The organism is Methylovulum sp. (assembly GCF_028687615.1).
Taxonomy (GTDB): Bacteria; Pseudomonadota; Gammaproteobacteria; order Methylococcales; family Methylomonadaceae; genus Methylovulum.
Map to the genome: position 1 here is coordinate 181789 of NZ_JAQTZU010000001.1, position 23485 is coordinate 205273.

The 23485-nt window shown below is 48.5% G+C and carries 20 protein-coding genes; 13 read left to right on the forward strand and 7 right to left on the reverse strand.

Translation table 11 applies throughout. The features are described from left to right. Positions 1–76: 76 nt before the first annotated feature. Positions 77–754, reverse strand: a complete 678-nt coding sequence (locus PHH59_RS00930; protein WP_300009766.1) for a hypothetical protein — start codon at positions 752–754, stop codon at positions 77–79. A 769-nt stretch (positions 755–1523) separates the two neighbouring features. Between PHH59_RS00930 and PHH59_RS00935 the strand changes: the two genes are divergently transcribed. From PHH59_RS00935 to groEL, 11 genes are all read left to right on the forward strand, one after another. Next, the gene (locus PHH59_RS00935; RefSeq protein WP_300009768.1) at positions 1524–2975 is read left to right on the forward strand and encodes a cytochrome c; all 1452 of its coding nucleotides are present in this window, start codon (positions 1524–1526) and stop codon (positions 2973–2975) included. Next, positions 2975–4279: a cytochrome c gene (locus tag PHH59_RS00940; RefSeq protein WP_300009771.1), complete on the forward strand. Its 1305-nt coding sequence runs from the start codon at positions 2975–2977 to the stop codon at positions 4277–4279. The genes PHH59_RS00935 and PHH59_RS00940 overlap by 1 nt, the downstream gene beginning before the upstream one ends. Positions 4280–4395: 116 nt before the next feature. Next, positions 4396–4704, forward strand: a complete 309-nt coding sequence (locus PHH59_RS00945) for a hypothetical protein (protein WP_300009774.1) — start codon at positions 4396–4398, stop codon at positions 4702–4704. Between the two features lie 894 nt (positions 4705–5598). Further along, on the forward strand, positions 5599–7182 hold the full coding sequence (gene mmoX, locus PHH59_RS00950; RefSeq protein ID WP_300009777.1) for an aromatic/alkene monooxygenase hydroxylase subunit alpha: 1584 nt from the start codon (positions 5599–5601) through the stop codon (positions 7180–7182). 74 nt (positions 7183–7256) lie between these two features. Continuing rightward, positions 7257–8435, forward strand: coding sequence for an aromatic/alkene monooxygenase hydroxylase subunit beta (gene mmoY, locus PHH59_RS00955; protein ID WP_300009780.1), 1179 nt, complete (start codon positions 7257–7259; stop codon positions 8433–8435). A gap of 9 nt (positions 8436–8444) precedes the next feature. Next, positions 8445–8870 carry a methane monooxygenase regulator MmoB gene (gene mmoB / locus PHH59_RS00960; protein ID WP_300009783.1) on the forward strand — a complete coding sequence of 142 codons (426 nt, stop codon included), beginning with the start codon at positions 8445–8447 and terminating at the stop codon, positions 8868–8870. A 9-nt stretch (positions 8871–8879) separates the two neighbouring features. Next, positions 8880–9377: an aromatic/alkene monooxygenase hydroxylase subunit gamma gene (gene mmoZ / locus PHH59_RS00965; RefSeq protein ID WP_300009786.1), complete on the forward strand. Its 498-nt coding sequence runs from the start codon at positions 8880–8882 to the stop codon at positions 9375–9377. A gap of 86 nt (positions 9378–9463) precedes the next feature. Further along, positions 9464–9715: a soluble methane monooxygenase-binding protein MmoD gene (gene mmoD, locus PHH59_RS00970; protein WP_300009789.1), complete on the forward strand. Its 252-nt coding sequence runs from the start codon at positions 9464–9466 to the stop codon at positions 9713–9715. A 54-nt stretch (positions 9716–9769) separates the two neighbouring features. Next, entirely contained in the window at positions 9770–10807 is a 1038-nt protein-coding gene (mmoC, locus tag PHH59_RS00975) for an aromatic/alkene monooxygenase hydroxylase FAD-binding subunit MmoC (protein ID WP_300009791.1), read from the forward strand. 29 nt (positions 10808–10836) lie between these two features. After that, entirely contained in the window at positions 10837–11151 is a 315-nt protein-coding gene (locus PHH59_RS00980; protein WP_300009794.1) for a hypothetical protein, read from the forward strand. After that, positions 11148–12836, forward strand: a complete 1689-nt coding sequence (groEL, locus tag PHH59_RS00985) for a chaperonin GroEL (protein WP_300009797.1) — start codon at positions 11148–11150, stop codon at positions 12834–12836. The genes PHH59_RS00980 and groEL overlap by 4 nt, the downstream gene beginning before the upstream one ends. On the opposite strand, the gene PHH59_RS00990 is transcribed toward groEL, so the two are convergent. Further along, entirely contained in the window at positions 12788–12988 is a 201-nt protein-coding gene (locus tag PHH59_RS00990) for a hypothetical protein (RefSeq protein ID WP_300009800.1), read from the reverse strand. The two genes, groEL and PHH59_RS00990, sit on opposite strands and share 49 nt — an antisense overlap. 243 nt (positions 12989–13231) lie before the next feature. On the opposite strand from PHH59_RS00990, the gene PHH59_RS00995 reads away from it, so the two are divergent. Continuing rightward, entirely contained in the window at positions 13232–15010 is a 1779-nt protein-coding gene (locus PHH59_RS00995; protein ID WP_300009803.1) for a sigma 54-interacting transcriptional regulator, read from the forward strand. Positions 15011–15136: 126 nt separating this feature from the next. Here PHH59_RS00995 and PHH59_RS01000 read toward each other — a convergent pair whose 3' ends face one another. The 5 genes from PHH59_RS01000 to PHH59_RS01020 form a co-directional block, all read right to left on the reverse strand. After that, positions 15137–16423: a hypothetical protein gene (locus tag PHH59_RS01000; protein WP_300009806.1), complete on the reverse strand. Its 1287-nt coding sequence runs from the start codon at positions 16421–16423 to the stop codon at positions 15137–15139. Between the two features lie 306 nt (positions 16424–16729). After that, entirely contained in the window at positions 16730–16861 is a 132-nt protein-coding gene (locus PHH59_RS01005; protein WP_300009809.1) for a TIGR02450 family Trp-rich protein, read from the reverse strand. Beyond that, entirely contained in the window at positions 16854–17756 is a 903-nt protein-coding gene (locus PHH59_RS01010) for a TIGR01777 family oxidoreductase (RefSeq protein WP_300009812.1), read from the reverse strand. The genes PHH59_RS01005 and PHH59_RS01010 overlap by 8 nt, the downstream gene beginning before the upstream one ends. A gap of 884 nt (positions 17757–18640) precedes the next feature. After that, positions 18641–18964, reverse strand: a complete 324-nt coding sequence (fdxA, locus tag PHH59_RS01015) for a ferredoxin FdxA (RefSeq protein WP_300009815.1) — start codon at positions 18962–18964, stop codon at positions 18641–18643. A 90-nt stretch (positions 18965–19054) separates the two neighbouring features. Then, positions 19055–19753 (reverse strand): hypothetical protein, encoded by a 699-nt coding sequence (locus PHH59_RS01020; RefSeq protein WP_300009818.1) that lies wholly within the window; start codon positions 19751–19753, stop codon positions 19055–19057. A 718-nt stretch (positions 19754–20471) separates the two neighbouring features. Here PHH59_RS01020 and PHH59_RS01025 point away from each other — a divergent pair. Continuing rightward, on the forward strand, positions 20472–23459 hold the full coding sequence (locus PHH59_RS01025; protein ID WP_300009821.1) for a calcium-binding protein: 2988 nt from the start codon (positions 20472–20474) through the stop codon (positions 23457–23459). Positions 23460–23485 lie beyond the last annotated feature (26 nt).

The window sequence follows — 23485 nt, forward strand, 5'->3', positions numbered from 1 at the left end:
TTTTATGATGATTTTTAAAGGTACGCACAGCGTACCCTACCTAAAAACCAAAAACTTGAGCGTTTGCAGTATATCCTCAAGCCAAGACCAATAACGATGAAACCACATCAAAATACACATCCAGCAGGGATGACAAGGTATTGCGGTACAGTGCCTGGAAAGTCGCTGACGGTTGCGCCATCAACAAACTGAAAAAATCCGCCAACGCATAGTAACTGCCGGTCAAAACCGCTTCCGCCTCGTCGCTAAGCGAGCTTAGGTAAGCGGTTATGGGCGCGAAGGTCGTGCTGACAAACAATTCAGGATTTTCCATGAACGCTTGCCAATAGCGTGCTGATTGATCGGCAACATCCGCCACATAACGGCTTACCGGTTCAAACGTAGCCACCGTCACCTGTTCGGGATTATCCCAAAAAGCTTGCAAATATTGCCCCGCCTGTTCCTTGCCCGCACTCAGCTTGACTTGCCAGTCCTGATAAATGGGTGACACCGTGCCTTGGACTTGGGCATACAAAACCTTGCTAGAATTGGCGGATTGTTCATACCAAGCGGTCAGCGTGGGTATCGGTTGCTCGTAAACCTGTTTGGCGGCGCCCGCGACAAAACGATGGGCATCAATCAACGCGTTACGAATATCCTGGTACAAACTGTTAAGCTGGAAACTGACTTGGCTCAACAGCTTTTGAGTCGGCAAAATGAGCTTGTTGTCCAGGTCTAGCTGGCGAAAAGCCAAAAAATCCGATGGATTCCACATGAATATGTCCCTCAATTAATAAAGTGTGTACAAAACGGCTGTGTACAAAACGGCTGCGCGTCCCGATTGCCACGTTCCGTCCGCGACGTTTAGCACGTCCTAAACAATAATCCGTTAGATTCTAGCTTGCCTAGAGGAAATTAAATATGCGACATGATGCCGCGCGACAAAATGTCCCAGAAAAACGCGGTGGGGAATCGGTAGGCAAAAAAAATGCGGTTAATACAAATTAACCGCACAAAAACTCTTAAACCCTTTTAGGAGGTGGTGTTTCATTAAGAGTGGGCAGATTTTAGCTTGCGCCCACCCTAATGAAAATATGGCATATTGCCGCGCGGCAGCTTGTCGCAGCCAAAACCTTTACTAAAGCCCCATTCCTGCCACAGCCAATCCATACTTTTAAACGGTCACGTTTTCGGTTTTTGGAGCGCGGCCATCTTGGCCGCTTGGCGGGCAGGATGCCCGCGCTCCGAGTTGTTGCGCCCTCATTTTAAAAAACCGAAAACGTGACCGTTTGAAGTATAGCCCAGCGTCTATTTTATGGTCAGTGTGGTTTTATTGAACGTCCATTAATTGCCGCTTCAAACACGCCCGCCAAGAAGTCCCGGCCCAGTCCAGCCGCCAAGCCATGCCCTGGAAAATATCGGGTATTTTTTCATACAAAGGCACAGTTATTGCCTAATCACCCGATGTTGTCATGCCGCCGGTTAATTAACCGGACTTAACGCGATGGCGACGGGCTTATTTATTTTATAACTACGGGGTAGCCATGGATTTTCCCATTTTTCATATCGATTTTATCGGTAATCGCCTGTTGATTGCCGTCGATGCCATTTTACATGTCCTTATCAACCACGCTTTCGCGGTCGGCGCATTGCCGGTGGTTGCCTTGCTTGAATTTTTGGGTATGCGTAGCCAAGACCCGCGTTGGGACAATCTGGCGTACCGCCTGTTAAAAATCATTTTTATCCTCACCACCACGGTCGGCGCGTTGACCGGCGTCGGCATCTGGTTTTCGGCGGCGCTGGTCAATCCGGCGGCGATAGGCAGTTTGATCCGGGTGTTTTTCTGGGGCTGGTTTGTCGAATGGCTCGTGTTTGTCTGTGAAGTCAGCCTGATCATGGCGTATTTTTTGAGCTGGCAAACGGCAAACCGCTCACCCGAAACCAAGTTAAAACACCTGCGCCTGGGGATTTTCCTGGCAGTTTTCTCATGGATCACTATGGCGATTATCGTCGCCATCCTCGGCTTTATGATGGACCCGGGCAATTGGCTGACCGAACGGACCTTACTGTCCGGTCTGTTCAACCCCATGTATTTTCCGCAATTGGCACTGCGAACTACATTGGCTATGGTGATGGGCGGCATCACGATGATTTGCCTAAGCTATTGGCACACCCGGGATGACCGTGGCTTCCGCGCGACGGTTACGGAAGTTTTGTCGAAATGGTCGGGGATCTGGATGCTGGGCCTGATCGTCGCTTCGGTCTGGTATTATCGCGTGATACCGGAACTTATGCTGGCGAACATCCCGGTGGCCTTCGCCACGCAGGAATATGCCGGCTGGAACGGCAGGTTAAAAGTGCTGCTGATAGTCGGCTTGATGTATGTCAGCCGGATTTTATGGGTGTCGGTCAAACGCCCAGGCCAAGTGCATGGCGCAAAGTACCTGGTTTCGGCGCTGCTGCTGTTTGCGATGCTGGGGCAATTCGAGCGGGTGCGGGAATTTATCCGCAAGCCCTTCATCATCGGCAATTACATGTATGCCAATGGCATCCGTGTCGAAGATTACCCGCTGTTGCAACGCGACGGCATCCTGCAACATGCCACTTACGCCAGTATCCGCGAAGTGACCGCCGACAACCAGCCCGCTGCCGGCCGCGAGGTGTTTGAACAAGCCTGCACTCGTTGCCATACCGTCAACGGCGTCAACAGCATACGCGGCCAGTTGAAAAACATGTACGGCGATAAGCCCTGGCAGTCTGAAGCCATTGCCGCCTACATTGAAAACATGCACGGCGCCCGTTATTTCATGCCGCCGTTTCCTGGCAATAAGGCCGAGCTGAACGCGCTTTCTGTTTATTTGGCTTCGTTGCAAAAACGGGCCGCCCCGTTCAACGGCGCGCAAATCAACGGCATCCCCAAACCCGATCACATTTCCACGGCAATCAGTTACGGAATTTTGCCCAATCTGGGCATTCACCACGGAGAACAACGCTAATGACCGCCCCTATCCCCCGCGATATTCCTTTACCCTTGCCGGCCCCGGAAGGCTTTCTGGAAATCCTGCTGATTGCATCATTCCTGCTGCATATTATTTTTGTGCATTTAATGGTCGGCGGCTCGCTGTTCAGCCTGGCGTGTCAAATCAAGGGCCTGAAAGCGCCGGATTATGAAAAGCTGGCTTACCGCATCATGCAGACGGTCACGGTCAATAAAAGCCTGGCCGTGGTCATGGGCGTCGCGCCGCTGCTGATTATCAACACGCTCTACGCGCCGCAGTTTTATGCGTCCAGCGCGCTGATCGGCGATATGTGGATGGCGATTATCCCGATGGTGACGCTGGCATTTTTATTGGCTTACCTGCATAAATTCTGGTGGCATCATTTTATCAACTTACCCGAACTGCACATCGGTATTGCCGCTTTGGAGACCGGGCTGTTTTTATTCATCCCGCTGATTTTCATGACCAATGTCAACCTGATGCTGTTTCCTGAATATTGGCCGGAAGTCAAAGGCTTCCTATCTGCCATGCTGCTGCCGAATGTGTTGCAACGTTATCTGCATTTTCTGTCGGCCAGCGTTTTGTTCACGGCCTTGTTTTTTGTTGGCTGGACGGGGCGCAAACGCTTTCAGGAAGAGGCGGGATTCAACGAACTGAAAATCATCACGGTACGCCGCTTTTTTTATGCCTACGCCTTCGGGGCCGCTATTTTTCAAATCCTGACCGGACTAATGGCCTTGGCCTCCTTGCCGACCCAGGGCATGGGCTGGAATTTTATTCTGATATTGACCTTCGGCGGCGCGTTGGCATTGCCGGCCTTGTGGTGGATGTGGCGTAACCTGACCCAACCCAGCCATTTGCTGGATGATGATTTTAAGCGGATTATCGCCTGCTTTGCTTGCGCCGCCATTTTTATGGGCATCGCCCGTCATGAGTACCGCGAAAACGCCTTGGCTGACCATAAAACCGCCATCAGCGAAAAAACCGCCAACTATCAGGCCGCCGTTAAAGAAGCCGGCGAACAGGCGCGACAAACGGCCAAAAAACCGGAAGGCATCGTCTCAGCCCCAGGAGAAAGCGCGTTTAACAAAAACTGCGCGGCATGCCACCACGCCACATTGCCCACCGTAGGGCCGGCCTTGCAGGAAATTAAAACCCTCTACGCGGACAATCCGTCCGGCATTGTGGTTTGGACTAAAGCGCCCGGCAAAAAACGCGCGGACAGCATGACCATGCCCGGCTTTCCCCAATTAAGCGATGAGGAGTTGACCGCTATCAGCCAATACATACTCAAGCATTGACAAACTGGACTCCATTTTTAGGCGGGCTTATCCCGCCTAAAGCAGATGGCCGACAAACGACAGCGGGAACGCTAAGGATTGGTGCCCACCTACCCCTACAAACTTTAGGCGAACTTATGAGCAGACTTAAACTTTTACAAGAACAAGCAAACCGCACGGTTGCTAAAACGGCTGAATGTAACAATTCACTAAAGGACGTCCCATCAGACGGACTGCCGCTGACCCAGTATTTCCAAATCCATTTTCAGCATATTCATGAAAATACCCGGCTTATGCAGGACGAGCTGGTACAGTTTCGGCATCATATCGCAGACCTGAACCTGAAAGTGGAGCAACTCACGGCATTGTTAATCGAGCAGCAAGCCATGCTCTCAGGCAAGTCTTATCCTCTCGGACAACGAAATGGCAGACATTCAGGACACTGAGCCTGGCAGGCTTGCTGATTTGCCACAGCAGCCTGGTGCGGGCGAGACGCCCGCGCTCCCAGGCTTATTGCCCTAAAATGGCTAGGATTCTGAATAATTATGCAAAAACTTGCACGATTATTGCCTTATTATTGGGGATTACATAAAAACACCGCCTAGCGGTAGGCGAAAATTGGCTTAGGAATGAGCATGAAATAACTTATGCAAATGCGTTCGGTGTAGATGCGGATAAATCCGCGCCTACATCTCGAACTTATTTCATGCTCATTACTTAGCGGGCATAAGCATCTACACAAGTTTTATTGCTCGTCATTCTGGCAGGGAGAGCGTAGCGAGGGTTGGCCGGAATGTCGGTGTTCAAGACTTGTGTAGATACCTATGCTTAGCGGGAGAACGTTTTCAAGGCTGTCCCTATAAAAACGCGGCCAATAAGCATTGACCGCATAAAGACTCTTAAAACCCTTTAGGAAGTGGCACTGATTAAGACTACGTTTATTTTAGCTTGCGCCATCCCTTAAGAAAATACGACATTTTGCCGCGCGGCAGCTTGTCGCAGCCACGCTTTTCCCACCCCGCGCCAATGCCCAAACCCCTTTCCTGCAAACTGGACGTTTACTATTTAAACAGTGTCCATTATTTGGACAGTTTTCAGATCAGCCCCGGTTTCCTCTGTTTGCATCCACCTTATTGTTTTATTTAAAGAAACAAACTATCAACATGCTTGGCACGAGGCTTGCACCAGGCAAATCAGGTCATCATCCAGCCATTGGGAACCCGCATTAAGACGTGCCAAGCCAAGGTTTACAAAATTTTGCAAAGTTTTACAACGTTTTGCAAAGTGATGATGGCCTATTTAACTTTTGTCTAAAACAATAAACATCAGGAGTAGTCTCTATGGCTATCAGTGCAGCAACAAAAGCGGCGACGGATGCTCTCGCCGTCAACCGCGCACCCGTCAGTGTGGGCGCGCAAGAAGTCCACAGATGGATGCAAAGCTTTACTTGGGATTTTGAAAAAAACCGCACCAAGTATTCGACCAAATACAAAATGGCGAATGACACCAAAGAGCAGTTCAAGCTGATCGCTAAAGAATATGCGCGTATGGAGTCGGTTAAGGACGAACGCCAATTCGGCAGCTTGCAAGACGTATTGACCCGCGTTGACGCCGCCAACCGTGTGCATCCAAAATGGAATGAGTCCATGAAAGTGATTTCCAACTTTTTGGAAGTGGGCGAATACAACGCGATTGCCGGAACCGGCATGTTATGGGATTCGGCGACTGCGCCTGAACAAAAAAATGGTTATTTAGGCCAGGTGTTGGATGAAATCCGCCACACTAACCAATGCGGTTACGTCAACTATTACTTCGCCAAACAAGGCCAGGATGCCGCCGGACATAACGATGCCCGCCGCACCCGCGCCATCGGCCCGTTGTGGAAAGGCATGAAACGGGTGTTTTCTGACGGTTTCATTTCCGGTGATGCCGTGGAATGTTCCATCAACTTGCAGTTGGTCGGTGAGGCTTGCTTTACCAATCCTTTAATCGTGGCAGTGACCGAATGGGCTTGCGCCAACGGCGATGAAATGACCCCGACCGTGTTCTTGTCGATTGAAACCGATGAGTTACGCCACATGGCAAACGGCTACCAAACCGTGGTTTCCATTGCCAATGACGCGGCGGCTTCAAAATATTTGAACACCGACCTGAACAACGCCTTCTGGACGCAACAAAAATACTTCACGCCCGTGCTGGGCATGATGTTCGAGTACGGCAGCCATTTTAAAGTCGAACCTTGGGTGAAAACCTGGAACCGTTGGGTATACGAAGATTGGGGTGGTATCTGGATTGGCCGTTTGGGCAAATACGGCGTGCAATCGCCCGCGAGCTTGCGTGATGCGAAAAAAGACGCGTACTGGGCGCACCATGATTTGTTCCTGTTGGCCTATGCTTTGTGGCCTACCGGTTTCTTCCGCTTGAGCCTGCCGACTGCTCAAGAAGCGGAATGGTATGAAGCCAATTACCCAGGCTGGTACGACATGTACGGCAAAGTCTATGACGAATGGCGTGCGCGTGGCTGTGAAGACCCTAACAGCGGCTTCCTGCCCCTGCAATGGTTCATCGAAAACAACCACCCGATTTACATCGACCGCGTCTCGCAAGTGCCGTTCTGCCCTAGCTATTGCAAAGGCGCCAGCACCTTGCGCGTGCTTGAGTTCAACGGCAAAAAACATTCGTTCAGCGACCAATGGGGCGAGCGCATGTGGCTGTCCGAGCCTGAACGTTATGAATGCCAAAACATCTTTGAACAATACGAAGGCCGCGAGTTATCCGAAGTGATTGCCGAAGGACATGGCCTGCGTAGTGATGGCAAGACCTTGATCAGCCAACCCCACACCAACAAAGACGGCAAACTGTGGACGCTGGATGACATCAAAAAAATCAACTGCGTCTTTTCAGATCCCTTGAAAGCACTGTAATTGCACACCCTTGTAAATCCCCTTGCCCATTCAGGGTGAGGGGCAATCTTCCTAATTTTAAGGAGACATAGCTTATGTCAATTGAAGTATCCGGCGGCAGACGCGGCCTGACCGATCCCGTTCTGGCAGCAGAAATTATGGCGGCCATTCCTGACCAGCCTTTAGAAACCCAACGTAAGATGAATTATTTCATGACCCCGCGCGGTAAGCGGATCAACGAGTATGAAGTGTTGTGCTGTTATTCCCAACCGACTCCTGACTGGATTCCTGGCGGTTTGGATTGGGGCGATTGGACACAAAAATTCCACGGTGGCCGTCCGTCATGGAGCAATGAGTCGACGGAAATGCGTAGCTCGGATTGGCTTAAACACCGTGACCCGGCATTCCGCTGGCACGCGCTGTATGTCAAGGATAAAGCCGAAGAATGGCGTTATACCGACCGTTTCCTGAAAGCCTATTCGGCTGACGGACATGTGCGCTCAATGGATCCTGTCTGGCGCGATGAAGTGTTGGGTGATTATCTGGGCGCATTCGGTTTCAGCGAATACGGTTTGTTCAACTCCCATTCATCGGTTGTGCGTGACTGCCTGGGTGACACCTTGCGGATGAGCAGCGCGATGATCGGCTTGGATAAAGTTGATAACGCGCAAATGATCCAAATGGAAAGGACGTTTTTGGCGAAACTGGTGCCAGGTTTTCCTGAAGCCACCGACATTCCTAAAAACGAATGGACAAAAGGCGTCATCTTTAAAGGTTCACGCGAAGTCGTGCAACAAATCTGGCAAGAAACCTATGACTGGAACGAAATATTGTTCTCAGGCCATATGATCTATGACCCTTTGTTCGGTCAGTTTGTGCGCCGTGAATTCTTTTCACGGTTGTCATCGTATTACGGTGACACCTTGACGCCGTTCTTCATCAACCAAATGCAATTGTATTTCTCGCAAACCAAAGGCATCACCACCGACATGTTCCACACTTGTCTGGCGGCTGACGAACAATTTGGCGCTTACAACATCCGCCTGATGCACACTTGGGCCGATAAATGGCTGCCACGCACCATCACGGCGCTGAAAGATTTTATGGGCATTTTCGCAAAAATACCCGAAATCAAAGGCGTTAGCGATAAACCGGCGATTGAAGCGGCGTTAAATCGGGTGTTTGATGACTGGAAGCACGATTTTGCCGATCCAATAGGCTACAAAGCCGACACCGCCGCACTCGTTAAAACTGTGCTCTCAGGTCTAAAATAAGGAATCACTATGTCTACAAATTCAAATGCCTACGGCTCAGGTATCATGGCGAAAACAGGCAAAGCCTTTGCTGATGAATACTTTTCCGAAGAAAACCAAACCGTCCACGAAAGCAACGAAGTGGTGTTGGTGTTAAAAAAATCCGATGAAATCAATTCGGTGGTGCATGAAATTTTGCTGGGCGACCGCAAGGCCGACAACCCCACCTTAATCGTGGAAGACCGCGCCGGTTACTGGTGGCTGAAAGCGACCGGAAAAATTGAAATCGATTGCACGGAAGTCTCTGAATTGTTGGGTAAACATTACAGTGTCTATGACCTGCTGGTGGATGTGTCTTCCACCATAGGCCGCGCCTATACGCTGGGCGAAACCTTTACCATCACCTCAGAACTGATGGGTCTTGATGTCAAACTGCAAGACTTGCAAACCGCATAGGAGCTAACCATGCCAAATATTCACGATAACCCTACCCGTACCGAATGGGTAAATAAAATCGCTGGTTTAAAAACCTTGGCGCAAGGCCACGCGTTCTTAAAAGACTTCCGGGCCAAGTACGTCAGTGTCTTTAAAACTGATTTTTCTTTAGAACTGGATTGGCTTTGGATCGAGCTGAAAATTGAAGAAAAAGTGGCGGTATTGAAACAAGCGGAATTCAATGACCACCAATTGCTGAATGTGTGCACCTGCGGCACTGATGCACAAAAAGTGGCTAATGAGTCCCTAGCCGCGATGGCTGCCTGTGAAGACATGTATGAGGCCGAACGCATCCATATTAACTTCCGCTTGGCCTGCAAGCCACCCGTCATGCCCGTCAATTTCTTTTTAGACACTGACCGGCAATTGGGCACCAAGTTGATGGAGCTTCGCAACACCGATTACTACGCCTTGCCGCTGGAAGAATTGCGTAAAGTGCGTGGTGTCAGGGTTGTCACCTTGCAGTAAGCCTTTAATGTGAGCAAAAGGCAACCCATAAAGGTTGCCTTTTGTTTTTCCAATTATTTATCCAATTAATTATCCGTAAACAAGATATGACTGTATTTTTCAATGACCCGCCCAACACTTCCGGTGAACCCTTAGAAATTTCCCCGGAAGCCATCGCCATCCACACATCCAACACCTACACCGCCTACAGCGAAGATTTGGATTTTATGTGGCGGTGGCGGATTTACCGCGACAACAAAATGGTGCAGGAAGGTTGTTCATTGACGCTGGATGCGTCCAGACGTGCCGTCCAGCATGTTTTGAGTTTTTTTAACGTCTCCCAATTACACGCCCAATGACTTTATAGTTCCCCATTAAGAGGGAAAAATAACGAACGCCAGGAGTTTTAAGCAATGACCAGCACCCATCAAGTCACCATTGTGACCGAAGATAATGAATCCATCACATTCGATTGCCGTTCGGATGAAGATGTCATCACCGCCGCCGTCCGCCAGGATATTTACCTGATGTCTTCTTGCCGGGAAGGCGGTTGCGCCACCTGCAAGGGCTATTGCTCAGAAGGCGATTATGTCATCGGCAAAGTCAGCGCCCAAGCCTTACCTAGCCAAGAAGAGGAAGACGGCATGGTGTTGTTATGCCGTTGCTATCCCACCACCGACATAGAAGTGGAAGTCCCCTATACTTACGAGCGTATTTCCTTTTCGCCGGAAGGCATGACCTTTGAAGCCGAAGTGGTCGAGCTGTCACAAATTTCCATCAACGTGGTCAAATTTCAATTACGCCGCACGGGTGATGATAAAACCATCAAATTTGACTCCGGGCAATTTTTCGATTTGGAAATCCCCGGTACAGAAACCACCCGCTCTTATTCGCCTGCCAATATCAGCAACAGCCAGGGCGATCTGGAATTTTTGATCCGCATCGTGGATGGCGGCAAATTCTCCGAGTTCTTGAAAAAAGAGGCCAAAGTCGGGCAAAGGATCAAAGTCAAAGGCCCATCGGGCGTTTTTGGCCTGAAAGAAAACGGTTTCACCCCGCGTTATTTTGTCGCGGGCGGGACAGGGCTGGCGCCAATTTTATCCATGGTCAGGCACATGAAAGAATGGGACGAGCCGCAAAAATGCGTGATTTATTTTGGCGTCAACACCGAAGCCGAGATTTTCCATCTGGATGAACTGGAGCAATTGGCCGCGCAAATGCCGACGCTGGAGCTTAGGAACTGCGTGTGGAAATGTTCGGACGATTGGCACTGCGAAAAAGGCAGCGTGGTCGATATTTTACGCCGCGATTTAGTGGAAACCGGCGCGAAACCCGATCTTTACCTTTGCGGCCCGCCAGGCATGGTCGATGCCACTTTTACCGTCTGTGCCGATGTGGGCATCCCGAAAGAGCGTATTTATCTGGAAAAATTCTTGCCCAGCGGTCAGTAACATGCGCATTACACATTTTGGAGACCGCCATGAATGAGGCAGACAAGGAATTTCTCCATGATATGGTCAAACAGCTTGATGAGACCATCCGGCAACTGGTTGTTGAAGAAGCCCAATTGATTGCCAAGATAGGTGCCGGACGCGCCGAAGAATTGCTGGAGTATTGGCGGCGGGAATTGTCGGCCGAGGACGAAATGGAATTTAAAAAAAGCATGGATTACTGGGACATACAATTGATCCGGCTTTTATCGCGGTCAAAACGCGCGCATAACACCCGGGCGGAAGTCGGGCAAGCCTTAATGAAAATGGCCTCCCGGCCCATCCTTAAACGGAAACCAACATGAGCAAAGAAATTATTTACAACCCGGAAATACGCACCCGTTTGCTGACAGGCATCAACCAAGTCGCCCGTGCCGTGGCGGTGACCTATGGCAGTGTCGGCCCCACGGTGATGATACAACACCGCACCGACGGCATGATGCCGGTGTTTACCCGCGATGGCGTCACGGTGGCGAACGCCGTAGTCATTCAAGACCGCATCGCCGATTTGGGCGGACGGATGTTGCGTGATGTGGCGGGGGCGATGTCGCGGCAAGTGGGCGATGGCACCACCACCGCCATCGTACTGGCCCAAGCCTTGGCGCAAGGCTGCCTGAAAAGCGTGGCGGCGGGATTTCATCCCATGCAGTTGAAAAAAGGCTTGGATGTGGCCTTGGCGGTAGTGGAAAAATACCTGCTGGATAATGCGGTGACAAGCGGGGCTTCTGATTGGGTGGAAAAAATCGCCCTCGTCGCCAGCAAAAACGAAACCAAGGCCGGCAAGCTGATCGCCCAAGCCTTGAGTGAGTTGGGCTTGCAAAGGGAGCTGACTTTTTTGCCGGGCAATGGTTTGGAAGATGAATTGGCTATTGTCGATGGCATACAGTACGGACAAGGCTATTTGTCACCGTATTTCGTCACCGACAAAACCCGTGCCGAAGCGGTGCTGGAGAATCCTTATATTTTGTTTTATGACCGGGAAATCAGCGATTTGATGGCACTTGTCCCGATTCTGGAACAAGTCAAGGCAGAGGGCCGCCCGCTGTTGGTGATTGCCGAGGATGTGGTCGATAAGGCATTGACCGGCTTGTTGCTGAACCATGTCCGTGGCATTTTTAAAGTGGTGGCGGTCAAACCGCCGGGATTTGGTGACAAGCGCGTAAACCGCCTGAGAGATTTGGCCTTGCTGGCTGGCGGTGAAGCAATCCTTGATTTGCCAGGTTTAAGCGGCGTGCTTGAGCGTGTCGGCTTGGAGCAACTGGGCCAGGCGCAACGGGCGGTCATTACCGAAAGCAGCACAACTATCATCGGCGCGACAGGCGAGCCAGCCGCCATCGCGCAATTGTCCGAAAACTTACGTCAAGAAGCCGAGCTGATTTTGGCAAAGAAACCAGGAGTCGGGTCGGCGACGGGCAACAAACATGATTTCGACGAATTGCAGGAACGCCTTGCCCTGTTGTCCGGCAAAACAGGCACGTTCAGCGTCGGTGGCAACACCGATTTTGAGATAAAAGAACGTATGGTGCGCATAGAAAATGCCTATTTGTCGGCTAGAGCGGCGTTGGCAGAGGGCGTGTTGCCAGGCGGCGGTGTCGCCTTGTACCATTGCGGGGAAGTCCTTGAAAAAGCCATTGCCGAAAATGCCGGGCAACAACAGGGCTTTCATATCCTGCAACAAGCCCTAGCAGCACCGTTGCTGACCATTATCCAAAACGCCAATTTAAACACTGAGACCGTCATTGACCGACTCAGCAAGCCAGGCGATAACCATATCACTGTCAATACAGAAAACCAGTGTTACGGCAATTTTTTGGAAATCGGCATCATTGATCCGGTCAAAGTCATGCGTTTGGCCTTACGCAACGCCGTCAGCGTGGTGGGGACATTAATCACCAGTGAAACCGTGGTGATGGAAGTGCCTGACCTGTCCATTATGGCGGGCTATTCCCCGGAATGGGCGGCGGCGACCCGCGAAGACCCTAGGGTGTAAGCCAATACACTTGAGCGTTGGCTGAGCGAAGCCGAAGCCAGCCCGGTGCTTGGGTAGTGGTTCAGTTTGAAACTAAAACAATGCTTTCGTAGGCCGGAATAAGACCGCCCCGAACATAGCGCGGGATGGTCATTTCCGTCAGGTTCGGGCATTTTGCCGGAAACGCCTGTTCTCGCTGCCGCTCGAACAGTCTTATTCCGGCCTATAAAAATTTCAAACTGGACCACTGCCGACTTTAATCCCGCACCCAAAACCAAGTCCCTACCTGCCCTCCGAAAAGTGGGTCACTCCAATTCCTTACTGGAATTAAGGCAATGCGACACTATGCCGCATTGCCTCATTTTTTGATTTTGTTATCTTGAAGTACTGGCAATACCACTATTCAAGAGAACTGAATGCTTATCGATTTGCATATCCACCAACAAGGCCATTTGGCACAGGAATCATTGTTGCTGGGACAATCCTGCGAATACCCGATTTTTCGGCCTATGCAAGCTTGGCAATGGATGACCCAAACCCGTTCGGTACCCGACCCAAGTGATTGGGTGCGTCTTGAAGTCATCGAATCATGGCACCGCTGCCTTGAAGATTACCGTTTACCGCTAGGCAATTATGCCATGTGGGAAAACTACCCTATTGCCAAGCAAACAGAAAAGTTAGATTCCCCGTCGCAAAAAATAGAAGCCTTGATCAAGCAGCTTGACCATAACTTCCATGTTTTTTTGAAGGAGGCCGGCGTCATGATGATGCTGACCTCCGCCGATGGCAACCTGTTATACGCGCTAGGGGAGCAACAGCCCTTGGGTTCATTCATGTCACGTGCGAGTGCAAGGGGGGCCAACTGGTTGGAGCCGGTGTTAGGCAATAATGGCATCGGGACGGCGGCGGAATTGAAAAAACCCATCGCCTTCCAGGGCATGGAGCATTATCTTAGCGTCTTGCACCCTTACACTACCGTGGGTTATCCCCTACTTGACGATGCCGGGCAATTATTGGCGGTCATCGGCTTGGTCAGCAGCCATCATCAAGAAAGCATGAATTCCTTGTTTGCTTTTTTGCATCTCATCTGCGTATTGGTGAACACGGATTTGCCATTAGCCAAAAATTCCCTGGCGCAGCAACGGGTGCTGGAAAAAATTCCCTTCAAAGCCGCCCCCAAAACACCCGACCCATCAGATGTAGCGGCAATATCAGAAACGTTGGCGACATTGGTCGAAAAGGCCGTCAAGTTGCAACGATACAAAATCCCTATTTTGATCACGGGTGAATCAGGGGTGGGTAAAGACCATTTTGTCACGCTGATTAAAAACGCCGGCCCTAGAAAAAACGCCCCGTTGATTGCGATCAATTGCGCGTCCATCCCCCATGATCTGATAGAAAGCGAACTCTTCGGTTACGAATCAGGAAGCTTTACCGGCGCGAAAAGCACGGGCAAACCGGGCAAATTCATGCTGGCTGATACCGGTATATTGTTTCTCGATGAAATTGGCGATATGAGCTTCGACTTGCAATCAACCTTGCTCAGGGTGCTGGAAACGTCAGAATTCACGCCTGTAGGCGGCAACAAGCCGATACGGGTGGATGTGCAAGTGATTGCGGCAACCAATGTCCAGTTATTGGAAGCGGTTGAGGCAGGACGTTTTCGGCGCGACCTTTACTATCGCCTGAACGGCGCACAAATCCACCTGCAAGCTTTACGCGAGCGCAACGATAAAAAAGCCATCATCCACCACATCCTGCAACGGGAATTAAACGCGATGGCATCGGAACCCCCGTTTGCCATTTGCCCGGAAGTCATCAAGCTGTTTGAACAACATCCTTGGCCAGGTAATATCCGCCAATTGATCAATGTCATAAGGGCGACACTGTACACCGCCAGCAGCCGGTTTATCACCACCCAAGATTTGCCACTTGATTTTATAGCTGAATTGAAGCAACAAAGCTTGCTTGATGTCGCCCGTTTTCGGCTGCCTATCACGCAGAACCAACTACAGGTGATGAGTTTATCGGACTGGGAATTGCACGGGATTAAAACAGCGTTAAAAAATTGTGACGGTAATATTTCCCTGACTGCAAAAAAACTGGGCATCACCCGCACTACGCTTTACAAAAAAATGGAGTATTTCGGTCTGAATAAAACCGGTGATGAAAGCCTGCTATATGTAGCCATTTAACGTTGATGCGTCACAATTGCCAGGCATTTTGACAACTACGCTACGCTTGGATAAGTAGGGGGGGAGCGATGGAAGCAGGTAGCGGTTCCACTACCTGCGTATGTGTCAAATGTAAAAACGGCGGAGTTAAAAATCGTAGCCCATACCGATTTCATAGCCTTCAAAATTATTTGGGTCTTCGATACTAAACATATATTTGCCACTGAGCGAGAACGAATCTGCCAAACCCAAACTTACCGTGTCCAACCAAGCCACTTTTTTGACTGAACTGAATTCAATACCCACTTCGTTGTATTGGCGGACAAACACTTTAGAGCCGGTAAATTCGGTGTCGGTGAAGATGCCTTTTATCCTGACATCGTGACCGAAGAAAAAAGGCACCACTTTGCTGGGGAAAATACCATTTTTAAATACATAGTTGTTAATATTGGGATCGGAACTGGCCACGCCACTAATACTGAGGGGCAGGGTTTTATAATAGCCAAACATATTGACGAAAGACATATCATAACCAGCAAGCTTAAATTGATAATTGCTGGACAATGATGTGGAAAAAATTTGCCCTAAACTGGCTAGGTCTTGGGATCCTATGGCACCGTAACTGACGCTAGGGATTAAATACCAGTTATCTGTTATTGGTTGCATATAAGCTAAGCCTAAGCTGCCTTGGAACGAAGCGGCTTCGCCTACGGTGATATAGTTAAATTGTCCATTGATAAGCAGTTTTTTCCGGGGGTCGTCAGAATCAATGCCAAATGCTTTGCTGACAGGGATGCTGATAACTGAAACGTCAAGACCCTTTTGGGTGTAGTTACCACCACCAACCCCCACCAATGTCGGGTTAGACGATGATTTTGTGCTGGTTCCGCTGTTTGTACGACTACTGCCGGATGAACTAGGGATATTGGCGGCGTGATCAAAGGTACTGCCAACCAACTGGCCTTGTAAGCTGGTAGGGTTGCCGGCAATTTGTGAGTTAGGGGTATTGGCAATCTGGTATTCTAACAGGCGGCTATATGTATGGTCCGTGTCGTTACGCAGATAATCTTCCATTGCTTGGGTGGTGTCACTCCGCTTGTTACGTATGAAGGATTTGGTGACCCCTAATTCGGGTATGCTAAGTATCAATTCACTGGTATTCGTACTACCTTGAGGCAAAGTGACATTGATATCGACCCCTTGATAAACCGTTTTGGCGGAAACAGAGGAGGTCACCGAGTTGTAACCCGGAAAAGCGGCGGAAAAGCCTTTGTTGGTCAATTGGTCAAAAAAATTGCCTGCGTTGTCAAAATCAAACGTTTTGGTCTTGGGGGGTTGTCCTAAATTGGTTACGGTGATGTCCGCTTGAAACACGCCGGAAAAGGCGCAATAAGGAAACATTGATAAAATGATGGTTGCGATAATTTTTTTCATGAATATAAGCCATTGGTTATCTTAGGATAAGTTTTAATGCAGTCAAATAACTCGATTTTACAATGATCTCTAAAAAAAATAAATGCAATAATTATTCCTATTTACTAATCACTTCACCAAATAATTAATACGAACTAAAACAATAGTCGATGGCAAGCAATTGTGCAAGCCAAAATGATCCAATATACCCTTTATAAAACTTTTCTAACAACCAGCCAGATTGCCAAAATGCACGGTATTTCAATGACTCCCAATCAATTTACTACTCTCGGTGATTGATGGCCGCTTCAATGACACAGGCAGCAATCACTTCCTGTCCGTCTCTGATAAGACGGGGATAAGACGGCTGACCAGAAAATGTTTTTCTTGGTTGACGGGATGTACGGCAGTCCATTTGCCCGGCAATAATTTTGTTGGATTAATCGACAGCTTATTCATGATCTAAAGATTGTTTCAAGGCCTGGTCAAGCTTGCCATACTGAAACTCAAACCCTTGGTCCAGAAGGCGTTTGGGTATGACCCGCTGGCTTCCCAACAGCAGTTCTGACATTTCGCCCAGCAAGGCTTTCAATAAACTTGCAGGCAGTGGAAAAAGGGCTGGACGGTGTAAACAAGCGGCTAACGTTGACGTAAATTCGCTATTTGTGACAGGATTTGGTGCAGTGGCATTATATGCACCGTGCATAGTGGCATCTTTGATCATGGCTTGGGCGATGGCTATCCAATCTTGCCGGTGAATCCACGACATCCATTGGTGGCCATCGCCTAGACGCCCACCTAGACCTAGCCGAAACGGCAACAAGAGACGTTGCAACAAGCCGCCGCCATTGGCGATGACCAATCCCGTCCTGACCAAACACACCCTGACCCCGTAATGCCCGGCTTGAAGCGCCGCCTGTTCCCAATCGTGACAAAGCTGCTGTGAAAAATCCTCGCTTACAACAGAGTCTTCGGTCAATTCGGTATCCCCTTGGCTGCCGTAGTAACCGATAGCCGAGCCGCTGATAAGCAATTCCGGCTTAACGTCCATACCCGCGATACAAGCGACGAGATTTTCAGTCAATTGAATGCGGCTGTTTCTGATAAGTTTTTTTTGCTCGTTTGTCCAACGGCTATCGAAAATGGGCGCACCCGCCAAATTTATGATGATTTGATAAGACTGGTTAGGTTTTAGTTGCCTCAAATCACCCAGGGCATGGATGCCGGCCCTGCCAATATTTTCAACCGATTCCGGCTTGCGGCTTAATACCGTAACATCATAATTTTGATCGTATAAACTCCGGGCAAGGGCCGAACCAATGAAACCCGTTCCGCCAGTTATCAGTATTTTCATCGTTGTTTCCTTGTTTATCCGTGGTCATTGATAAATGTAAGGGCGTCTGTTGTAGACGATCCTATGTTTTCTGGTTTCAGCCTATTTTAAAAGCTTACTTAATATTGGCAAATGAGTTTTGTACATGTTTTGTACACATATAAATTGACAAGCGGTTTTCTGCAATTAAACTGAGACTTAAAGTTGGTGGTTTATGTCGGATTGTAAATCCGTTATCTGTCCAAAATCCGTTTAGTTCGTATTGCCTTCTTAATCAGCACTGATAGATTAAGAATACTCCCATCCTCCTCTATAAACCCTCCTACGTTGCCTACTGGAGGGTTCTTTTTTAATAAACATCACGATGAAAGGGATGATGTCCAAACTTAGCCTATGCTGCAAATTTTTGGTGGCAATTAATTTTTATGTCGCCGTCATCGTATTGGTCACACTTTGTTCTTTGTCAATATCTGACAGTTACCGTTTTTTTGATTTTAATGAGGATTTATATGGCGTCCTGGACAACAACTGACGTATGGCTATTGTTTATCTGGGCTTGCTTGAACTAGCAATTGTTGCTTATTGTTGACTGGTTAAAAATTTTCAAACCATGATTTTGGTGGGATTCTTTCTGATTCTACTGATTGGATCAATCGAATTTTATGGTGAAGCCAACACAATTGCCATTGATGATGGCTTAGCGTTGTTTTTTCTATACACAGGGCTGTCACATTTGGCTTTTGGCATTATGGGCATAATGGAAAAAAACCGTTTCAAACAGGCTAACGAAACGGGCAATTTATCCTAGCAGCCGTTTTGATAAAAAATGCCACTAACGATGCGACACCGCCAGTAGCATGATTATTATTTGGGCAACGCTATTTGGGCAACTCCATTTGGCAACGCTATCTTTCCAGCAAATCCAATTTGCCTTCTTTACCGTTCCATTCATCCGCATCCGGTAACGCAGGCTGGACTTCCGTGATGCCCGGCCAAATTTTGGACAAATCGGCATTCAATTGTATAAATTGCTCCTGGCCTTCAGGCACTTCATCTTCCGCGAAAATGGCGTTGGCAGGGCATTCAGGTTCGCACAAGGTGCAATCTATGCACTCATCAGGATCAATGACCAGAAAGTTGGGGCCGGCATGGAAACAATCGACCGGGCAAACATCGACACAGTCAGTAAATTTACATTTAATACAATTTTCAGTGACTACAAAAGTCATAATAAGTACCAGAAATAGATTTTAATAAAACCGTTATCTTAGCAGAAACGCTTCATCCGTAGAACAGTGAATCGCTAGAGATCGTTATTTTTACTTGGCTGGTGAAGCCAAAGACGAAAACAGTTCTTTTTTACGCTTCATCGTTTCGCCGCCAGTATTTTTGAGCGCGAGTTTTGCCTCCTCCTCAAGCTGGGTGTCGGCAAAAACTTGTTCGGGACGGACCGGTGCCGTGCTCGCGCGTTCAAAATGATGTATGGCTTGGTCCTTATTGCCTTTATCCAGCAAAAATTGACCGTAATAAAAATTGCTGTCGATGCCGTTCGGACTAATTTTCAACGCCGTTTGAAACATCTTCTCCGCTTCATCATCATCACCAAATGCGATGGGCCAAGCGGGTGCCAAGTGATATAGCGTACCCAGCACCACATATGCCGAACCGCCCATAGTGCCGGGATTGATTTCAATAGCCTGGTTTAACAAATCCCGCACTTCATGCACTGCACCCAAAGCTGAAACCGGATTTTGATGGTCGGCATAACTGGCCTTGATGACCGCCTGCCAAAAAATCGCCCCCGCTTCTTTCGGATATTGCTTGCAAAGCTTGACGGCTTTTTCCAACAACAGTGCGTAGGCCGGGCCTTTTTCTTTTTCAGGCACTTGGTAATAAATTTTTGCCCATTCTGATTCAATCGCGTTGAGCGCGTCCTCAACAGGCCCTGCGTGCACAGAAAACGACATCAACAATGCCACAGCCCAAATGATTTTTTTTACAGCGTAAACAATTTTCATGATCCAAGCCTCCAAAGGGTTGGGGGATTACAACTTTAGGTGGTCTGTATTAATTCATAAATTCTTGCCTTAGTTTTATTAGGCGGCCATGAAAGCCTTATTTCATGCGGATTGTAGTTTTCTCTCAAAGCCGCGTCGTTTAAGGCTTCCATAATTAACGGTGACATAGCCTATCCATCATAAGCGCAGTGGAATGGATATTTTTATACCTATTTCCTACCCATTAAAACTCGATTTGTAGTGGTTGCCCTCCACTTTTCCAAATGAAAATATCACCATAGCCGTTTTGTCGAATAGGTGTTCCCGATATTGACTGCAAATGCTATTGCCAGAAGGCTTCAACAAATAACGCAGAAACAACCTACCTAAACCCTCAGTTGAAGTGCTAGAAAATTAAGCGTATAAGAAACCACATGATATTGATGATACGACAATTCCAAATACCTATTCAACTTGGCGTAGGATAGTCGGATGTCAGTAAAATCTTGGGGGCATCTCCAACCAAATGTATTGGGAAATAAGGGGCGGCAATTACAAAAGATGTAGCCACCGCCAAAGCAGTATTTCATCCGGTTGTTGGCGAAAAAGCATGTTCGCCGGGTCAGTCAGCTAAAACGAACACACCCAATACTAACAATCAGTCAACCCAGTAAAACGCAATCAAGAAGGCAATGAGGGTTAACCTTCTGGTTACATAACATTATTTACGGTGATTAACATGGCAACTTATTACGGCGATGATAAAGACAATTCCTATAACGGCACTAATCTAGGTGATTTTATTTATGGATATGGAGGCAATGATAAGCTGAATGGCTTGGGGGGGAATGATTCTATTTGGGGTGGCGATGGCAATGACACGTTGAACGGCGGTATAGATACTGACTATATGGCTGGAGGCTTAGGAAACGACACTTACCTGATTGCTAAAAACGATGGTCAAGATACCATTGACGACGAAGGCGGTGCAGATGTTGTTAAATTTACCGATATCGCTTCAACGGCTATTACTAAAGTTTATAGGGTTGGTGATGGCCTTGACTTGCGGTTGACCTATGGAAGCAGTCAAGTGACGGTTTTAGGGTATTTTAACTCCGCCCCCCGTATTGAGCAGTTCCAATTCAACGATGCAGTAACTTGGAATTGGGCTGATATCAAGCAGAAAGCCTTTCAAGTACCTACCGATGGCAATGACATCCTGTACGGTTATGATGATGAAAATGATGTGCTAAATGGTCTGGCCGGTGATGATAAGCTTTATGCTTTTGGTGGCAATGATACCTTGAACGGTGGGACAGGTAATGACTATTTAGAAGGTAATAATGGAGCTGACATCTATCTCTTTGCAAAAAGCGACGGTCAGGATGTTGTTCAAGAAGTTAATTATTACCTACATTTCACCTACATTTACGAATGGGACGACAATATCGATATTTATAAATTTACTGACGTTGCTTCAACTGCTGTTACTCAAGTCAGCCGGGTCAGCAGCCAGGAATACTATGGTGCCTCGGATAATTTACGGTTGACCTATGGTGATAATGCCCAAATCACGATCCTGAACTATTTCTCTTACACCAATTTCCATACCGATCAGTTTCAATTTAGCGACGGCGTGACGTGGCGTTGGGCGGATATTGGGCTGAAAGCCTTGCCGAAACCAACCAGCGGCAATGACATCTTATATGGCTACAATGAAATCAATGACTTTTTATCCGGTTTGGCGGGGAATGATAGGCTTTACGGCTACAGCGGCAACGATACGCTAAATGGTGGGATAGGTAATGATTATATGGAAGGTGGTATTGGAGCGGACACCTATCTTATTGCTAAAAACGATGGTCGGGATATTATTCAGGATGCTACTTTTCGTAGTTCCCCTGTTATGGGTATCCATGGATGGATCGAATATGACATAAGCATTGACATTATTAAGTTTACTGACATTGCTTCAACGGCGATAACTCAAGTCAGCAGCGTTAGAAATGGCTCCATCTGTGAAGATTTATTGTTGACCTTTGGTAGTAGTCAAATAATAACCATCCAGAACTATTTTACCTGGGAGGGGTTGGATGATGCGGGGTGGTATCGTTTTCCATCATGGAACTATCAATACGACCAGTTACAATTCAGTGACGGCGTTACCTGGAATTGGTCAAGCCAAGGGACTGACAGTAATGATGTGATATATAACTATGATTACTTTTCCAGTGATTTGACTGTAAACGGATTGTCAGGAGATGATTGGATTTTTACTGATTCCGGTTACGACACGTTGGATGGCGGGCTAGGGAATGACTTTATGGATGGTGGTGTCGGAGATGATTCATATTGGGTCGATAGTGTGGGTGATGTGGTGCATGAACGCCTTAATGAGGGCAACGATACCGTTTTCAGTTCAGTAAATTATACCTGGGTTGCCAATGTGGAAAATTTGGCTTTACTCGCCGGTGCGCTGATTGCAGGTGGTAATGCGCTGGATAACAACCTTACTGGAAATGAGTCTGCCAATATCATCTACGGATTGGCGGGCAATGATACGCTTAATGGTCAAGGCGGCAATGACAGTTTACGTGGGGATTCGGGTAATGATGTCATTGATGGTGGTAATGGTGTGGATACGGCACAGTATTGGACAGCTACATCAGGTGTGGCTGTTAGCTTGGAGGTGACTGCAGCACAAAATACCTTGGGTGCGGGATTAGACACCTTGGGCAACATCGAAAATATCAGCGGCAGTGGTTTCAATGACACCTTAACCGGCAATGCTTTTGCTAATTCACTTTCTGGCGGCAATGGCAACGATACCCTCCGTGGCGATGACGGTAATGACGGCTTGCTCGGTGGCGATGGCAATGATGTCCTGGATGGCGGCAATGGCATCGACACTGCCCATTATTGGACGGCTGGCGCAGGTGTGACGGTGAATCTTGGCTTGACCGCTGCGCAAAACACTGTCGGGGCGGGGTTAGACACCTTGGGCAATATTGAAAATATCGTCGGTAGCGGCTTTAACGACACCTTAACGGGTAACGCATTAGGCAACGCCCTATTTGGCCAGACGGGTGATGACAAACTCAGTGGCGGCGACGGCAATGACAGTCTGTTGGGCGGGCTGGGCAATGATGTCCTGGATGGCGGCAATGGCAGTGACTGGGCGCAATACTGGGCTGCCACGGCGGGAGTGGCGGTAAATTTAGGCTTGGCGGTTGCCCAAAACACGTTTGGAGCGGGTATAGACACCCTGAGCAATTTTGAAAACGTCAACGGCAGTGGTTTTAATGATATTTTAATTGGCAATGCCTTGGGCAATGTTTTGATAGGTGGTAAGGGTAACGACACCTTACTTGGCGGTCTAGGCAACGACGTGCTGACGGGCGGATTAGGGCAAGATGCTTTTGGTTTTAATACGGCCCTGGGAATCAACAACAAAGACACCATCGCCGACTTTAACGTCGCCGACGACACCATCAAACTGGAAAACGGCATTTTTACCGCCTTGACCTCAACAGGCGTGCTAGCCGAGACCGCCTTTAAAATCATCGGCAACGGCAACAGCGTCGATGGCGACGACCACATCCTTTACAACACCGTTTCCGGTGGCCTGTTCTATGATGCCGACGGCAATGGCGCGAGCGTGGCGGTATTGATAAGTCTTATCGGCAAAGGTTTGGCCATCACACAGGCGGATTTTTGGGTGGTCTAAATCCAGGCAAAGGCACGGCGGCTTAA